A 16882-nucleotide genomic window follows, 5' to 3' on the forward strand; every position below is an offset into this window, starting at 1 on the left:
ATTTGTATTCACGCGGGCGACGGAACTCCGGATCCGGTGCCGGCTTCTGCTCTGGGGTTTGACCGGAATGGCTTATCCTTTCACCGCGGCGATCCGCGGCTTGGATGACTGGATCGCGGGACCGGCCTCCCTGCTGGATGAACTTGCGCGCGTCAAATCCGGCAGCCGCGTGGTCGCGCGGGTCGCGGACGATGGGAGCGCGCTTGAAATCGAGCCGGCGACGAGCCGAAAGCCGTCAGCACCCCTGTTGATACTGATTTCTCCAGACACGCAGGCGCCGGCCGCATTGCGCGCCGCGGTGAATGGAAAGGCGGTCCATCTCGGCATCCCGGCGAGCTGGGTGATCGCGCGCCGGATCGAACTGCCGATGGAGGCTGCCAGCCACGTCGAAGGCATCGTTACGTCGCGGATGGGCGCGCTTTCGCCATTGCCTGCTTCCGATATCTATTTCGGCCACAGGGTCCTCGGGATCAGCCGTGAGGCGCGGCAGATCACCGTCGCCGTCGCAATCGTTCCGAGGTCGCGTGTCGCTGCTGCCTTGGCCTGCCTGAATGTGGCCGAGGCCCGCCAGGTCGTGATCTCGGCGCCGTTTCCGGAAGGCGATGCCGTGGAAGTATTGACACAGCGGCAACGGGTCACCGGCACGCGTGGCCGGATAAAGTTTGTCCTTGCCGGAGTTCTGGGCGTAAGCCTAGTCGCTGCAGTCACGGCTCCGGCGGTGCGGCCGATGATCCAGAACAACTATGCCGAGCGCCGCGCCGCCGTCGAGATCCGGGCCGAGAAGGCGCGCCAGGCAATCGCGCTGGCGGCGACTCCGGACAAGGCTGAAACAGCGCCTGAGCAGGAGGCGCTGAATATCAAGGACGACGCGATAAGCGCGCTGGGAGCATTGGACGACCTGGCTCAGGTTTTGCCGACGCATTCCTATGCCATTGAGGTGTCCTTCGCCAATGGCCGCATGCGTCTCTCGGGCCGGACCAAGGACGTGCCCGAAGTACTGACCGCGCTGGAATCGTCGGGTCGCTTCGAAGACAGCAAGCTGGTCGGATCGGCCCTGCGCGGCGAGGATGGCGTTACCTCGGAGTTCGAGGTCGATACCCGCCCGCTCATCCGCACGGGAGGTTCGCTGCGATGAGGACGACACCCCTGTGGCGCGACACGCGGCTTCAATCCCTGGTCGTCATGGCCCTGCTGGTCGTCGGAGCTCTTGTACTCGTCGCCGATACGCTGCTGTCCTGGCGCGCGGAGGCGGGCGCGCTGGCGCTCTATGAGGAACGTACCGCCTTGCTCGAAAGCAAGGCGTCCACTTCCCCGGTTCCCCAAGGCGCGAACCAGGCTCTGGATCCCGGCGAGGGCAAGATTCTTCTCGATGCCCAAACCAGTGGGCTCGTCTCGGCCGAATTCCAGAGTCTGCTCTCCAACCGCGTTGAACGCGTGGGTGCCGTTATCCGGCGCGTCGATGTTCCCACAGACGGTGAGGTCGCCGATATAAGCGATCCTCAGTTGGAGTCTTTGGAACGCATTCGTTTAACTGCCGATATCGAGGTTATGGAGCAATCGCTGCCCGATCTCATGTACGCCATCGAGGCAAGCTCGCCCGTCATGGTCGTTGATAGCTTCAGGCTTCGGTTGAACCGAAACGTCGATCTGGGGGGAAATCAGACCTCGGGTTCCATGGATCGGCCGCTGTCGCTGAACGTCATGCTGTCGGCCTTCCGGGAGAAGGGACCCCAGTCATGATGACCATGCTGGGCGCGACAATGATGCTCGCCGCCATCGCGGCCTCTTCGAGCCTGTCCTTCGGCGCAGAAAAGCTATCGGTCAGGGAACGCCAGGTGAGCGACTATGCGGCGCTTCGGGATCGGCCCCTGTTCTCGCCGGACCGGACTGCCCCGATCGCGTTCGGTGCCCCCGAGCCGGAACCTATTGTCGTGCAGCCCGAGCCGGAACCCGAGCCCCCGCCTGCCGCGGCGCCCGAGTGGCAATTGGTTGGCATCGTGCGGTCGGAAAGGCTCAACAGCGCGACCTTCACCACCCCGGCCGAAATGGCGGCCTTCACGCTGCGCACGGGGGAAAGCCGGGAAGGTTGGACCCTGAAGGAAGTCGGCCAGTTCGAAGTCAAGCTCGATGGAGCGGGAGGACGCGCCTCGCTGCGGTTTTCGGATGAGGCAAGCGGTCAACAAATGTTGCCACCGGAGGAGCCGGTGCCCACGCCTTCAGGGGGGTGATCCAAATGGAGCGGTTGCACATTCCGAGCCTCCGGCAGGGATTAATGGAGCGAGTTTCTTTCACAGACAGCAATCAGGAACGAACGTCTCCAGTAGAGGCGTACAGTTAGGAAATTTGGCCTCCATGGTCTCCACGGCATTCGCATACAAGGCTTTGAATGGCGAGGGTCGTCTCGAACTCGGGCGGATCGATGCGTCCGATTCCGACGATGCCGTCCAGAAGCTCGGGGCGCGCGGGCTGATCCCGGTAAGTGTCGAACCGAGGCAGTCTGCATCGCGCGCACCGCTGTTTTCGACCCGGATACCGGCGTCGCAGGTCACGCGGCTGCTCTCCGACCTGTCGATCATGCTGAATGCGGGGATCCGGATCGACGAAGCGCTGGCGATCATGGAAAAGGAATTCGACAGCGGCAGGCTTCAGCCCGTGGTTGCCGGCATTCGCACCGACCTGGCGTCGGGCAACTCGTTCTCCAGAGCGCTGGAAGCCTGGCCCGCTCTGTTCCCGGCGTTCCAGGTCGCCATGGTTCGTGTCGCGGAGACCTCCGGCAAGTTACCCACCCTCCTGTCGCGCATCGTGCAGGAGCGCCAGCATTTCGAGGCATTGCGGGCCAAAGTCAGCGAGGCGCTGCGGTATCCGGCAGTCCTGTTTGCCGGCACGATCTGCGTACTGGTCTTCTTCCTGGTGGGGGTCGTTCCTCAGTTCGAACCGATGCTCATGCAGAGCGGCAAGAAGGACACGCTGATGGTGGTGATGTTCGCGGTCTCGAATTTCCTGCGCGCTTATGGGCTGGTCCTTTTGCTTGCGGCTTCGATACTCGTATTGCTGGGGTTCGTGGCGGCGCGGCGGGGCCTTCTCTGGGCATGGCTTTGGGGTTTCGCCAAGAAACTTCCGCTTTTGTCGGAGATACCGGGGAGCTATCGGACGGGGCGCTTCGCCCGTCTCCTGGGCATCATGGTCGAGACCGGCGTGGCGGTTCCTGTGGCTTTCAAGCTCATCAGCGATACCGTCGACCACGGCGAGGCCGCGCGGGCACGCGCGCAGCAGGCGTCCGACGCGCTGAGGCAGGGGAATAGGCTTGGCCATGCGCTTGAGATTCTTCAGCTTCCCCCGCTGGCGGTGCGCATGTTGAGGCTCGGCGAGCAAAGTGGCGAACTCGCAGGGCTGGCCTATCGTGTCGCCGACTTCTATGAAGTGCGGCTGGAGCGTTCGCTGTCCCGTATCGTCGGGCTTGTCGGCCCTGCGGCAGTGGCAACCATCAGTATCTTGATCGGTGGTATGATCGTGTCGATCATGTCCACCCTCATGTCATTCAACGACATGGTCCGCTAGGAGGCTGTTTGCATGAGCGTTCATTTCGCAGTTGGTCCCAATCTCATGCAGCGCAAGCGTGCCCGGCGCCGCGAGGCAGGCTTTACGCTGATCGAGATGCTGGTCGTGCTGGCCATCATCGGCCTGATCTCGGCGCTCGTCGGTCCTCGTGTTCTCGCGCAGTTGTCCGACTCGCGCGTGCGTGCGGCGAAGCTTCAGATCGAGGCGTTTTCCAGCGCGCTCGACATCTTCTACATCGATGTCGGCCGTTATCCGGTGCAGGCCGAGGGGCTGGGAGCGCTGGTGCGCAAGCCCTCGACCATCCAGGTCTGGAACGGGCCATACGTTCGCGGCGAGACCGTTCCGCTCGATCCGTGGGGCCATGAATACAGATACGCAAGCGACGGAAAGACGTTCAACATCACCACCGACGGGCCCGATGGGCGCGGCTCCAATGTGTCCGCCCAGCCCTAAGGGCAACAGCAACCGCAAAAGGACGCAACGCGGTGTCGTGCTGCTCGACGTGGTCGCGGCGCTTGCGATCGTCGCTCTCGCGGCCTTCGTGCTGATGCCGCGCCCGCGTTCCAGCATCGGGGCTGCCGAGCTTTCTGGCGAGGCGGTTCGTGTCAGCGGGGAGTTCCGCAAGGGCAGAGCGAAGGCGCTGACCACGGGCAGCGTCGCCGACGTGAGGGTCGATCCGGGAAACAAACGCATCCAGGTGGATGGCGCCAATCCGATCTCGATCAGGGATGGGGTGGCCATGAACTGGGTCACGTCGGACCGGTGTCCCATACGAGGCGGAACCAGAGCCTTGCGCTTCCTTGCCGACGGACGGTCGTGTGGGGGCGTCATGACACCGTCCGCCAGCGGCCGGGAGATCGAACTGCGCGTCGACTGGTTGACCGGCCGCGTGGAAATGAGCCCGAAATGACAGGACGGCGCAGACGCGGCTTCACGCTGATCGAGGTTCTGGCCTCGCTTGCCGTCGCCGTGCTGCTGATCGTTCCGATCGCGCGCATGATCACGGGCACCGCAGGTGCGTTCGCGGGTCTGGAACGATCGACCGAACGCCGTGTCGGCATGCAGGCTGCCATGGCGGCGGCGATGACCCTTAACCCGTTGCGAACGGGCCGGCGCGTGATCGGAGGCTTCACGGTCATCGTGGAACCGTACCGCTTCGAACGCGGCACTGCCCTGGCTCGCGCCGGATGGCAGCTTTACTCCGTCACCGTTCGCAGCACCGACGGATCGGATGACGACGCGATGCAGACCGTGCGCCTCGGCAAGCGGCAATGACAAGGAAACGCAGCGCTCGGGCCGGCTTCACGCTGATCGAGGCATTGGCTTCGCTGGTGCTTGCGACGATGCTGTTTGGCGGGCTGGCACTCTACACCGGAACCTGGCTGCGCCAATGGCAGGGGATAATCGCCAGAGGCGGGCAGGAGGACACGGTGGCGGTGATTCTCGACCGGATGGTCGAGGATCTGGAGGCGGCGCAGCCCGGCTATTCCAACCCGGAGGGAGCCGCTGCGATCCGCTTCACCGGCCATGCCGACGAGGTCACCTTCGAGCGCCCAGCGCTCGGCTACGAGCCGCGTGCGGGACTTGATGACATCACCTATTCGATGGGTCGGGCCGGAGCCGACGAGGCCCTCATTCGTGCCCGCCGCGATCACAGGATGGGCGAGGGCGGGGAGGATCTTCCGCTGGTGCGAGGCGATCTGAAGCTTTCGTTCAGCTATGCCGGGCCGGACGGCGCGCTCAGCCCCGAATGGACAAGCACCAACCGCATGCCGTCACTCGTCCGTATCGAGATATCCGGCAGTTCTCCGCGTCCCTGGCGGCAATGGGCCTATGCGCGGTTACGCGTCGAGCTGCCCGCGCGTTGCGGCGCGGCCGAAGCGCTCGCGCCGTGTCTGCAGCGCTACGGCATCGGCTTCTGAACTCCGCAGGGCTGTACGATTGGCGCCGATAACAGGCTTGCAAAACAGCGTGGCATGCAGACGGCGCAAGGCTGCCGCTGGCTATCGACATTCGCGCGGGCTCTGTCGCAAATCGTTCTTTTGTTTTCGCGTCGCTGATCAGGCTGCCAGGATCTCGAACTGCTCGGCGATCGAGGGAGATGGATTGTAGGCAAACCTCGCCTGCTGTCTGCGCATCATGTGAACCATCTCGATGCCAGTGAGAATAACCTCGGCGGTCGCCATTCACTTGAAGCCGAGCATGGATGCGGCGCTTGACGCGTCGATGGTTCTGTTCGATCCAATTATTGAGGTACTTGCTGTTGCGGATGTGAATCGGTTTCGGTGAACGTCGCGGGCGGTCCCGCAGACGGCTTTCAGCATCGCAGGAAATGACCGCCTCGCGGTTGGTTTGGCTGCCGTCGATGACAATGCGTTCCGGCCTGCTGTGGCCCAGCGGCGTGCCGAAGGTCGTCTCGATTTCCTGCAATGCCTTGCTCGCGCCCGGCTGCGTCGACGCGACCTGCTGCGGGCCTTCAGGAGCGAGCCGTGCTCGCCCAGCGCGACCAGGAGCCGCAACTGTTTCAGGTGGAGCCTGGAAATGATCGAGTGGAGCGGTGGGGCCATGCCTGGGTTGAGTAAACGTTATACCGAGATCACATCTTCTCAGTTGTGGCGCGAGCGAATGCTGCAATACTCCGGCCGGCCAAGTCTCTGCGGCGATCACGATTAATGAGTTTCGCTGTTCAGGCCCAGATCCAAACAATCCCGAATGCGCTGGCCCGAATGCGCTGGTCTAAAAATATCAGGAGGAGAACGTAATGACAGTCAGCCGACGCTCATTGTTGAAGGCCGGCGCCGGAATCGCCGCCGCAGGGGTGGCCAGCAGCATGTTGCAGCCGAGCATTGCCAATGCCGCGGACCCGCGCGTAGCCGATATCGTCGTTGTGGGTTGCGGCTCGGCGGGCCTCGGGGCCGCAGTCGCCGCCGCAGAGGCGGGCGCGTCGGTCATTGTCCTCGAGGCGCAACCGCACATCGGGGGACGTGGCATCGTCAGCTCAGGCAACATTCCCCTGGGAGGCGGAACCCCTGCCCAGATGGCAGCCGGCATCGCGGACTCGCCAGACCTCCTGTATCGCGACCTTACCGACTGGTCCATCGTCCAGGCGAACGGCTTTCCGAGCTACCGCTATAACGACCGCGAGCTGATCCGGGCATTTGCCGACATCAACGTCGACCTTTACAACTTTCTGGTCCGCCATGGCGTCGTGTGGACGACATCCAGGCCCGACAATGTCGGCGGCAATGAGGTCGGCAACTCGGTGAACCGTATGATGCATACGGCGATCATGAACTACGTCTCGGTCCGTACCGGCTTGCCGGTAGCCGCGAGCCAACAGCGGACGACGTCTCAAGGGCCCGGCTTCATATATCCGCTGGAGGCCGCGGCAAAGGCGCGTGGCGTGAAGATCCTGCTGAATTACCGTTTGGAGTCGCTGCTCCGGACGAAAGCGGGCGTGGTCGGGGTCGTAGCCTCCAATCAGGGCCGCCTCGTTAACATTCAGGCACGCAAGGGCGTAGTGATTGCGAGTGGCGGCGGAAACGGGAATGTGGAATACCGCCGACAGTTCGACCCACGGCTCACCGCGGAGTACTGCGGCGTCGCTGGCGAGCCCTATTCCTTCCAGGACGCCAGCGGCATACTCGCAGGGCTGAATGTCGGCGCGTCCCTCGCGGGCACGTACAACCAGACTGGAGAGTTCGGCACTAACATCACCAAGCCAACCGCCATCGGAACGCGGTACAACTACTCGTTCCTGCAGTGGGGGCCCAATAGCCCTGTCTTCCACCTTGCGAAAGCTTCGGGACTAGCCAACGTCAACAACCAGAACGTTATCCATGTAAACATGATCGGGAGGCGGTTCTACGACGAAACGGGAGGTCAATTCGGGACGAACAGCGCTGGCTCGGTCAACCCGTACACTCAGGGCAGCTACCTGAACGCCAAGAACATCACATACAACCCGCAAAACTGGATCAACGCCGCTCTGGCTGGAATCGGCGACGGCCACAACGGCGGTGGCCCGATCTGGGCCATCTTCGATGCAGATGCCGTGGCCCGCCAGAGATGGAATGTGGCGCCGCCCTTCGTCGATCCCGATGGATTCTTCTTCCAGGCAAACACGCTGGAGGAACTCGCACAGAAGATCGTCATGCCGCATCAGCGGGTTCCCATGCCGGCAAGCAACCTGGTCGAAACGGTGACGCGGTACAACAGCTTTGTTGACGCGGGTGCCGACGCCGACTTCGGCAAACCGACACCCCAATACAAGATCCAACGGGGCCCGTTCTATGCCGCCTGGTCGACGCCGGTGATCCACGACGCCCGGTCCGGCCTGCGCATCAACGGCTCAAGCCAGGTCCTCGACTATGCCGCTCAGGTGATTCCAGGCCTCTACGCCGCCGGCGAAGCTGCTGGCGGATTCAGTCAGCACGGGAACGGTCGAGCTCTCTCTCAGGGCATCATCGCAGGAAGACACGCAGCCTCCAGTTCGTATTAGCAGGACTACAGCTCTCAACAATAGTCCCGCCAGGCCTCTCGGTCCGGCGGGACTATCTGTTCCTCGGACCCGAGGCCAGTGATTCCAGCACCGGCGGCATGAAGAACTTGGCCATGCAACGCGACACAGGCCTGCGCGATGCGCCGGCCGGTGGCCACCGGGCCGGTGAAGCTGATCGCGTTGGCGCGTTTGTCGTCCAGCAGCACCTGGCCCACTTCGGAGCCGCGGCCCATCACCAGGTTGAACACCCCCGCTGGCAGGCCGCGCGGTGCAGGATGTCGGCGATGGCCAGGCGCTGCCGTGTGCGAGATCGGCGGGCTTGAGCACCACGGCGTTGCCGCAGGCCAAGGCCGGGGCGATCTTCCAGGCGGGGATCGCGATGGGAAGTTCCAGGGCGTGATCAGGCCCATGACGCCTACGGGCTCGCGGGTGACTTCCACGCCGACGCCGGGCGCACGGAAGGCACCACGTCGCCGCCGACACGCAGCGCTTCGCCGGCAAAGAACTTGAAGATGTTGCCGGCCCGTGCCACCTCGCCGATGGCCTCGGGCAGGGTCTTGCCTCCCTCGCGGGCGAGCAGGTCGCCCAGTTCGGCCTTGCGCGCCAGGATCCCGGCGCCGGCGGCGTCGAGGATGTCGAAGCGCTGCTGCGGGGTGGACAGGCTCCAGGCGGACCGGGCCTGGGTGGCTGCGGCGATGGCCTGCCTGGCTTGGGCCGCCTCGGCTTGCGTGAACTCGCCAATGACGTCGTGCGTGTCCGAGGGGTTGATGTTGCGCGAGACGCGAGGGCCTTCGACCCACTCGCCGCCGATCAGGTTGTTGAACATAGTGTGCTTGCTTCCTAAAGGCTGGCTTCGAGCATCGCTTCATAACCGGTGTCGGATGCAACGCGCGGGTTGGTCAGGTGGCTGTGGTCCTTCAAGGCGCCCCGGACGATGTCGGGGAACATCGCGCGCCACGCCCAGTTGGGCCAAGCCCGTCGGCAAGCCGAGCCGCTCGGTCGTGGCGCGCACGGACGGCCCCCCTCGGCCCCGCTGGCCAGGTCCATCGCCTTGCCCATGCGGCACCCTGGCGGATACAGCGCTGACCGGCGCGGTCGCGCCGACCTGATGCTCAGGACTGGCGATGGACCAATTCGTCGATCAGCAGTTTGGCGGCGGGCGGAACCCACGCCCCCTTGCGGGTGACGAGCTCATAGGCCTCGCTTCGCGACGCCAGGGCCAGCGGCAGGATGCGCGTCATCTGCCGGTACGCGAAGAACTGCGCGACTTCGATCGACACCAGGGCCACGAAGGACGGGTTGGCCTGCAGCAGCGCCAGCGTCGCAAAAGCGGAGGTCGTCTCGAGCAGGTGCTGCGGGAACCGGATCCCGCAATCGCGGTATTCGCGTTCGAGCAAGAGCCGCATCGGCATGTTCGCGCGGTATACCACCCATCGGTATGGCGCCAGCTCCTGCAGGGTTAGCTTCTTCGCGTGTCGCAGCGGATGGCCGACGTTCGCGATCACCGCGAGCGTTTCATCCTGGAGCTTCACGCTGTCGTAGACCTGCGGCGCCTGGCTGATGGTCGTGCGGCAGATCGCCAGGTCGAGCCGGCCGGCTTCGAGCTGGGCCAGCAGGGCGGCGCTGGTGTCCTCGACGATCTCGACGGACAAGTCGGCCTGCCGCGCAACGAGCGCGGAGATGGCATCGGTGAGCAGCGGCACCGCGCCCATGATGACGCCGGCCGCCACCCGCCCGCCCTGGCCACGCATGATTCCGACGATCTCGTCGCGCAGGTGCGCGAGATCCGTCTGGATCAGACGCGCATAGCGGATCACGCAATGGCCGACGGCATTGGGCTCCAGGCCCCGGTTGGTGCGAACGAACAGCGGCGTGCCGAAGGTCGTCTCGATTTCCTGCAATGCCTTGCTCGCGCCCGGTTGCGTCAACGCGACCTGCTGCGATGCCTTCAAAAGCGAGCCGTGCTCGCCCAGCGCGACTAGGAGCCGCAGCTGTTTCAGGTGGAGCCTGGAAATGATCGAGTGGAGCGGTGGGGTCATGCCTGGATTGCGTAAATGTTATATCGAGATCACATCGACCGCAAGGATTTCAAATGAAGATCATTGGCGGTTTCGCCACCGAACAGCGGAACCCGCGTGGGGCCAACCCCGCCGCTGTACCAACAGCGCGTCGGGCGAACCAGGACCCGCCAGTGCGTGGAAGGCCTCGGCGCTCGACGGCCGCGAAGGCGCCGATCGTCGTTCCGACAGTGCCGTGGGTCGCAGCAAGATGCGTAAGCTCGTCTGCCAAGTCGGCCGCCGTCTCGTCATCCCGGGCAAGCCCCCAGGGCATCGAGAACTCCGACGACGCTCGCCTCGTCAGAAGATCCTCCGCGGGCCGAGTTGCCAGCCAGCGCCAAGCCAATTCGGCCGGCGGGACCGACGTCGTCTCCAGGTCGCGTCAGCAGAACGGCATCACGAAGTGCCGCTTCATCGTCTACACCCCCACTGCCGCGCCGTTACCGCCGCCGCAGAAAGTTTTTTGACGAAAACTGCTCGTTTTCAATCTCTCCGACCAAGATTGACCACATTGATTAGTATATTCGGTCAAAAATCGGTCAAAATAATTCTAACGAAGCCAAAACGGTGGGAATTCGCCCACCAAGATGACAAACGATTGGGCTTGCTGGAAGGATTCATGATATTTGCGGCAGATCGCTCGCCGTGATTCAGGCGAGCGCGTTTGCGACGCCGTGCGGAGATACAAACGTGGCTAGGAATGTCCGAAAATCAGCGGTGGAGGACATGGCGCCCTCGGCGTCCGCCGGGTCACGGGAAGACGATGGCGGGCGCGGACGGGTCGATTTGATTCCAGCCAAGCGTCATGCCTTCATTCTCGAATGCCTCAAACGGCAAGGAGCTGTAGGCGTTCAGGAACTCATCGATCTCATCGGCGCATCGCCTTCGACCATCCGGCGCGATCTCGAGATGCTTGAACGGCAGGGAGCACTGGAGCGAACGCATGGCGGGGCGATGCTTCAGCGCACGGAACTCGCCACCTTCGAGCCGGATCTCGCCACCGCGGCGCATTTCGCCAGGGCAGAGAAAGAGGCCATCGGTGCCGCCATGATGTCGGAACTCCGCGCCGGCCAAAGCGTCATTTTCGACGCAAGCACGACCGTGCTGGAAGTCGCCCGCGCCATCGCCGCGGCGCCTATTCCGCTTACCGCCGTTACCAACAGCCTCGCGATCGCGCAGATACTTGCAACCGTGCCGGAAGTACGCCTCGTCATGCTTGGAGGCACCTGCAAGCCAGGCTCACTGACCCTGGTCGGCCAGCCCGGCGAGAATTTCCTGCGAACCATCCACGCCGATGTGGCCATTCTTGGGACCCATGCCATCACCGGAGACATGCTCACGGAGACCTCGCTAGAGGTTGCGGCGATGAAGCAGGCGATGATCGCGGCGGCGCGCCGTGTCGTCGTGCTTGCGGACAATTCGAAGTTCACTGCCCCCAATTTCTGCACCATCTGCCGTCTGGCCGATATCCACCAGATCATTACCGACGAGGGCATCGATCAAGCTCACCTCACCAATCTTCGGACGCTCGATGTGAACGTCCGCGTCGTGCGCGTCAGCCGTCCAGGTTCTTCAGTTGAGCGCTCTTGAGGGCGTGGATATCCGGGTCGTAGCCGATGACCTGACCGGCGCCCTGGACAGCGCGGTTTCCTTCGCATCGCCCGGCCACGGCATTGGGGTGAGCTGGCGACTGGACGGTCCGTTTTCGGAGCGCATGGCTGTCGATGTCGCCACACGAGAGGGCGCCGAGGCGACGGCCGTCGCCAGGCACCGGGCGCTCGCGCCATGGCTCGCCGCCGGACAGCTGAGTTTCAAGAAGATCGACAGCCTTTTGCGCGGTCACGTCATCGCCGAAATAGAAGCCTGCATCGTCGAGGGGACGTACCAGCGCGTTGTGCTGGCGCCTGCTTTCCCGTTTCAGGGGCGCGTTACGCGCGTCGGACGCCAATGGCGGCTCGATCGCCCCGAAATGGTAGGTCCCGACCTCCTCGCCGACCTCGGCCAGCGCTTTTCGGTCGGGCGTTCAACACCGGGGGCACGGTCGGCTCATTTCATCACCCTCTACGACGCCGAAACGGACACGGACCTGGACAAGATCGTCGCAACGGCCGGAATGCCGGAGGCACGGATCTTGTGGGTCGGTACAGGCGGCTTGGCGGCGGCACTCGCCCGGCACATGAAAGCACCGCAGAAGCCTGCTCTTGCGTTATCCGGGCCGTTCCTTGGCCTTGTCGGCACAAATCACGAGATCACGGCGGGACAGGTGGCCGTCTTTGCCGCCGGGCATGCGGATGCGCATATCGTCGTCGAACGCGACATCGACAAAGCGAAAAAGCGCTTGGCGGAGCGTATGATGCAAGGCGCGCCATCAATTGTCAGCGTCGCTGCATCGGGTGATCGCCACGCGGTGGCGGATCATATCGGCAAGGTGTTTGCCTCGCTTCTCGAAGGTTTGCCAAGGCCCGGCACGTTGCTCGTCACTGGCGGCGAAACATTGCGGTCGGTGTGCGACAGCCTAGGCGCCGTCGAACTCACGGTCGAAAGCGAGATCGAGCCGGGGCTGCCGGTTTCCGTCATCAAAGGCGGCGTTTTCGAGGGGCTGGCCACGATTTCGAAATCGGGCGCGTTCGGCGACAGCGCCCTGCTCTGCAGGCTTGCCGCTCTCGCGCGTCCCTGATCAAAACGATCGCCGGCGAAGCCGCGGTACATCCGCCTTGCCGGTCAAATAGCGTCAAAAAGCACTGCGAAGCCGGGTGTGGTCGAGATTTCAGCCCGCAAAGGGAGAGATGCGAGCCCGATCAGCCGTGAAGTTTGATTGCGAATGATCGCGAAAGAAAACTATTGCGCATATATGGCCAGAAGGATTAGAAGATGATCACAATTGACCGATATGGAGTGTTTATGTCTGGTCCAAGGCTCGGCATCACTATGGGTGATCCCGCGGGCATCGGCCCCGAGATCATCGCGAAGGCATGCGCACGGCTGAAACCGCGCCTGGCCGACGGGTCACTGTCGCTTCTCATCATCGGCAGCGCCACCGCGATGCGCGCGATGGAGTCCATTTCAGGACGTATCGAGCGGGAAGAACCGTCGGCTTCGGCCGCCAGACCTTTTCCGCCCGTGGCCATTCTTGAGGCCGGACCAGAGCGGACACCCATAGAGACAGGCGTCATGTCGGCCGAAGGCGGGCGCCTTGCCTACCTGGCCATCGAGAAGGCTGTTCGCCTGGCCCAGGCCGGCTCGATTGCGGGTATCGTTACGGCCCCCCTCAACAAGGAAGCGCTCAACCTGGCCGGCTATCACTATGCCGGCCATACCGACATGCTGGCAGAACTGACAGGCGCACGCGATTCCGTGATGATGCTTGCCCATGGGGATTTTCGCGTCAGCCATGTCTCGACCCATGTGGCGCTGGCTCAGGTTCCATCGAAACTGACCGAACCCCGATTGCGGCGGGTGATCCAGTTGACCGTCGAGGCATTGCAGGGCCTCGACATTGCGCATCCGCGCATTGCGATTGCCGCGCTCAACCCGCACGCTGGCGAAGGCGGCATTTTCGGTCGTGAGGACATCGACATCACGACCCCGGTCGTCGCCTCTTACACATCGCCCGATTTCACCGTGGTTGGACCTGTTCCGGGCGACACGGTCTTCGTCAAGCTACGTGCGCGTCAGTATGACGCGGTGGTCGCGATGTATCACGATCAGGGCCATGTTCCGGTGAAACTGCTCGGCTTCAATGTCGATCCCGCGACCGGTGAGTGGAAAGCGCTCTCCGGTGTCAATGTGACGCTCGGCCTTCCGATCATCCGCACCTCCGTGGACCACGGCACGGCCTTCGATATCGCCGGCAAGGGCATCGCCAACGAGGACAGCCTGGTCGAGGCGATCGAGTTCGCCGTCCAGATGGCCGCGGCAAAATCCAAACCTTAGGCACCGGCACGCCTGCAACGCACGAAGAAGCGGATCGAACCATGGCTGTAGAGAAGTCCCATCTCATGCTGATCGACGGCAGATTTGTCACCGGCGAAGCCGGCACGCGCCCGGTGATCAACCCGGCCAACGGCAAGGTTTTTGTCGACGTGCCCGAGGCAAGTCCGGATCAGGCTCGCCAGGCGATAGAGGCAGCCCGTAAGGCGCAGAAAGCCTGGGGGCTCAAATCACCCCTCGCCCGTGCGGCGATCATGAAGCGGATCGCGGTCTTGATCCGGCAGAACACCCGACATCTGGCCGAGGTGGTCGTCAGGGAACAAGGCAAGCCGATCAATGAGGCCATGGGTGAAGTGGGCGGTGCGGCCGAGTTCTTCGACTACTACGCCGAGTTTGCCCGCCGCATTCAAGGTGAGATCCTGCCATCCGACTACGCGGGAGAGCAGGTCTGGATCCAGCGCGTACCCGTAGGCGTCGTCGCCGCCATCATTCCCTGGAATTATCCGAGCGCCCTGGTCAGCCGAAAGGTGGCGCCCGCCATGATCGCCGGCGACACCATCGTCCTCAAACCGCATGAAGACACGCCGCTTTCGGCGCTCGAAATGGCTCGCATCTTTGTGGAAGCGGGCGTGCCGGACGGCGTCGTCAACATCATAACAGGACGAGGCGAAACCATAGGCGAGGTGCTGTGCACGGAACCCGGCGTCGACCTCATCACCATGACCGGAAGCGTGCCGACCGGCAAGCGCATCATGGCGAATGCTTCGCGCAACCTGACGCCCGTTTCGCTGGAGCTTGGCGGCAAGGCACCCTTCATCGTCCTGGCCGATGCCGATCTCGACCTGGCGGTGCGGTCGGCGGCCACTTCGCGCTACATGAATTGCGGGCAGGTCTGCATATGCAACGAACGCACGCTCGTTCACCGTTCGATTTACGATCAGTTCGTCACGCGCTTCGTGGAGTTCTCGAAGTCGCTGGTCGTCGGTGACCCGATGCAGGCGAATACCGATATCGGTCCCAAAGTCAGCCGTGAGGAATTGGAAAAGGTCGAGGTGGTCCTGGCGGAAGCCGTCGCGGGCGGCGCGAAGCTGGCGCTGGCCGGCGGACGCCCGGCCAAGGCGCCGATCGACGGCGGCTACTGGCTCAATCCGACCGTATTGACCGACGTGACGCCCGACATGCCGATCATGACGCGGGAAATCTTCGGCCCGGTCGTGCCGATCATGCCCTTCGACACCTTCGAGGAGGCAGTCAGCATCGCCAATACCAGTCGCTATGGCCTGTCGGCCTATCTTTTCACCAACGATCTTGGTCGCATCATGAAGGCCGTCAACGAGGTTTCGTTTGGCGAAATCTATGTGAACCGGATCGGGCCAGAAATGCTGCAGGGCTTCCATGTCGGCTTCCGCGAGAGCGGATTGGGCGGTGACGACGGCGTACACGGGCTCGAGAGCTACATGCGCAAGAAGACGGTCTACGTGAATTACTCGGGTGCCGCCACGGCGGCATTGATGCCTTACGGGCGCTGAACAGCGCCCAGCCAGTACGACCAGCCAGGTCGCTACCCGGCCGCAATGGCCGTTTCATCTCATCGGGAGGAATAAAATGCACTATCGTGGATTCATGGCGGCGGCTTTGGCCGTGGCACTATCAGGACTGGCCGCATCTTCGGCGATCGCCGACGACACCATTCCACCGGAAGCAAAGGCATTGCTTGAGCCGTTGCCCCTGTCGCCGAGAGGCCAACCCGTTCCGGGCTTCCCTGACGGTCCACCGGCGGTGTCGCCAGACGTGCTGAAATTCTCCGATGCCGATCTTGCAAAGCTGAAGGCCGGAAAGTTCACCGCCGGGCTGGTGATGCACACGATGGATGCCGGCTGGCCTCAATTGCAGGTGGCCGGGATCTCGAACACGCTCAAGGACCTTGGCATCGAGGTTGTCGGAACCACCGACGCCAAGTTCCAGCCCGGCCAGCAGATCAGCGATCTCGAGCAGATGATCGCACGCAAGCCGGATGTGATCTTCTCGATCCCGATCGATCCGAAGTCCGAATCCGAAGCCTACAAGAAGGCGGCGGCAGCCGGCATCAAGCTGGTTTTCATGGACAATGTTCCGGTCGATATGGCGCCGGGCAAGGACTATGTGTCCGTTGTCGCTTCCGACAATGAGAAGAACGCCTATTTCGCCGCGCAGGAACTTGTCGGGGCCATTGGCGGCAAGGGCGAGGTCGGCATCATCACGCTGGTCTATGACTATTACTACTCTGTCGCGGCCCGCAAGGTCGGCGCACTCAAGGCATTCGGCGAACACCCCGACATCAAGGTCGCGGACGTCGGTACCTTCACCGCGCCTGAGAAGGCCTACGAGGTCGCCACCGCCATGTTGACGGCGCATCCCGACATGAAGGGCATTTTCGTTGCCTGGGACACGCCTGCGCAGCAGGTCGTGGCCGCGGCCAAGACACTCGGCCGCGACATTGTCATCACCACGAATGACATTGCCGCAGACAGCGCGCTGAACGTTGCACGTGGCGAGTTTCTGGCCGTGGGTGCGCAACGCCCCTACGACCAGGGTGTCGCGGAGGCCAAGGCGGCCGCGCTTGCACTGCTTGGACATGACGTCCCGCCGTACATTTCGGTACCGACGTTGCGCGTCAAGAAGCTCGACCTTCTCAGTGCCCTCAAGCAGGTCACCAAGGAAGATGCGCCGGCTTCGGTGGTGAAAATCTGCAACGGCGAGTGCTTCTAGAGCAGTTCACCGTTTCACGGAAACGGCGAACCGCTCTGTCTCTTTGTTTTTGCGCAATTCCAGACGGAAAACCGTACACACTTTTCCT

General features: G+C 63.2%; 17 protein-coding genes and 2 pseudogenes. 14 read left to right on the plus strand and 5 right to left on the minus strand.

From position 1 onward, the window contains the following. Positions 1-100: 100 nt before the first annotated feature. From FJ972_RS27060 to FJ972_RS27095, 8 genes are all read left to right on the plus strand, one after another. Complete coding sequence (locus FJ972_RS27060) at positions 101-1135, plus strand: PilN domain-containing protein (protein ID WP_140528007.1); 1035 nt, start codon at positions 101-103, stop codon at positions 1133-1135. Next, positions 1132-1740, plus strand: a complete 609-nt coding sequence (locus FJ972_RS27065) for a GspMb/PilO family protein (protein WP_140524053.1) — start codon at positions 1132-1134, stop codon at positions 1738-1740. Before FJ972_RS27060 ends, FJ972_RS27065 begins: the two co-directional genes overlap by 4 nt. Further along, positions 1737-2228, plus strand: a complete 492-nt coding sequence (locus tag FJ972_RS27070; RefSeq protein WP_140524052.1) for a hypothetical protein — start codon at positions 1737-1739, stop codon at positions 2226-2228. The genes FJ972_RS27065 and FJ972_RS27070 overlap by 4 nt, the downstream gene beginning before the upstream one ends. Positions 2229-2352: 124 nt before the next feature. After that, on the plus strand, positions 2353-3558 hold the full coding sequence (locus tag FJ972_RS27075; RefSeq protein WP_181173509.1) for a type II secretion system F family protein: 1206 nt from the start codon (positions 2353-2355) through the stop codon (positions 3556-3558). A 12-nt stretch (positions 3559-3570) separates the two neighbouring features. Beyond that, positions 3571-4011, plus strand: coding sequence for a type II secretion system major pseudopilin GspG (gene gspG, locus FJ972_RS27080; RefSeq protein WP_140524049.1), 441 nt, complete (start codon positions 3571-3573; stop codon positions 4009-4011). 37 nt (positions 4012-4048) lie between these two features. After that, the gene (locus tag FJ972_RS27085) at positions 4049-4468 is read left to right on the plus strand and encodes a hypothetical protein (protein WP_140524047.1); all 420 of its coding nucleotides are present in this window, start codon (positions 4049-4051) and stop codon (positions 4466-4468) included. Continuing rightward, a complete protein-coding gene (locus FJ972_RS27090; protein ID WP_140524045.1) occupies positions 4465-4833 on the plus strand; it encodes a type II secretion system protein J in 369 nt (122 codons plus the stop codon). The genes FJ972_RS27085 and FJ972_RS27090 overlap by 4 nt, the downstream gene beginning before the upstream one ends. Further along, positions 4830-5480, plus strand: coding sequence for a type II secretion system protein J (locus tag FJ972_RS27095; RefSeq protein ID WP_140496507.1), 651 nt, complete (start codon positions 4830-4832; stop codon positions 5478-5480). Before FJ972_RS27090 ends, FJ972_RS27095 begins: the two co-directional genes overlap by 4 nt. Positions 5481-5618: 138 nt before the next feature. Here the strand turns inward: FJ972_RS27095 and FJ972_RS27100 are convergent. After that, positions 5619-5949, minus strand: a pseudogene (locus tag FJ972_RS27100) (DDE-type integrase/transposase/recombinase); the annotation flags it as partial. 370 nt (positions 5950-6319) lie between these two features. On the opposite strand from FJ972_RS27100, the gene FJ972_RS27105 reads away from it, so the two are divergent. Continuing rightward, complete coding sequence (locus FJ972_RS27105) at positions 6320-8059, plus strand: FAD-dependent oxidoreductase (protein ID WP_140524043.1); 1740 nt, start codon at positions 6320-6322, stop codon at positions 8057-8059. 122 nt (positions 8060-8181) lie between these two features. On the opposite strand, the pseudogene FJ972_RS27110 reads toward FJ972_RS27105, so the two are convergent. The 4 genes and pseudogenes from FJ972_RS27110 to FJ972_RS30295 form a co-directional block, all read right to left on the minus strand. Then, positions 8182-8885: pseudogene (locus tag FJ972_RS27110) on the minus strand (aldehyde dehydrogenase family protein); the annotation flags it as partial. 286 nt (positions 8886-9171) lie between these two features. Next, positions 9172-10098: a LysR family transcriptional regulator gene (locus FJ972_RS27115; protein ID WP_140524041.1), complete on the minus strand. Its 927-nt coding sequence runs from the start codon at positions 10096-10098 to the stop codon at positions 9172-9174. Between the two features lie 266 nt (positions 10099-10364). Further along, positions 10365-10505, minus strand: coding sequence for a DUF1403 family protein (locus tag FJ972_RS27120; protein ID WP_226880641.1), 141 nt, complete (start codon positions 10503-10505; stop codon positions 10365-10367). Positions 10506-10866: 361 nt separating this feature from the next. Next, on the minus strand, positions 10867-11061 hold the full coding sequence (locus tag FJ972_RS30295; RefSeq protein ID WP_319023034.1) for a hypothetical protein: 195 nt from the start codon (positions 11059-11061) through the stop codon (positions 10867-10869). Between FJ972_RS30295 and FJ972_RS27125 the strand changes: the two genes are divergently transcribed. From FJ972_RS27125 to FJ972_RS27145, 5 genes are all read left to right on the plus strand, one after another. Further along, entirely contained in the window at positions 10978-11706 is a 729-nt protein-coding gene (locus tag FJ972_RS27125; RefSeq protein ID WP_319023033.1) for a DeoR/GlpR family DNA-binding transcription regulator, read from the plus strand. The two genes, FJ972_RS30295 and FJ972_RS27125, sit on opposite strands and share 84 nt — an antisense overlap. Next, positions 11693-12793 (plus strand): four-carbon acid sugar kinase family protein, encoded by a 1101-nt coding sequence (locus tag FJ972_RS27130; RefSeq protein WP_140524039.1) that lies wholly within the window; start codon positions 11693-11695, stop codon positions 12791-12793. The genes FJ972_RS27125 and FJ972_RS27130 overlap by 14 nt, the downstream gene beginning before the upstream one ends. 224 nt (positions 12794-13017) lie before the next feature. Beyond that, positions 13018-14049, plus strand: a complete 1032-nt coding sequence (gene pdxA, locus FJ972_RS27135; protein ID WP_140524037.1) for a 4-hydroxythreonine-4-phosphate dehydrogenase PdxA — start codon at positions 13018-13020, stop codon at positions 14047-14049. A 41-nt stretch (positions 14050-14090) separates the two neighbouring features. Next, positions 14091-15575 carry an aldehyde dehydrogenase gene (gene aldA / locus FJ972_RS27140; RefSeq protein WP_140524035.1) on the plus strand — a complete coding sequence of 495 codons (1485 nt, stop codon included), beginning with the start codon at positions 14091-14093 and terminating at the stop codon, positions 15573-15575. 76 nt (positions 15576-15651) lie between these two features. Next, complete coding sequence (locus FJ972_RS27145) at positions 15652-16794, plus strand: substrate-binding domain-containing protein (protein ID WP_140496521.1); 1143 nt, start codon at positions 15652-15654, stop codon at positions 16792-16794. Positions 16795-16882 lie beyond the last annotated feature (88 nt).

The organism is Mesorhizobium sp. B2-1-1, assembly GCF_006442975.2.
GTDB lineage: Bacteria > Pseudomonadota > Alphaproteobacteria > Rhizobiales > Rhizobiaceae > Mesorhizobium.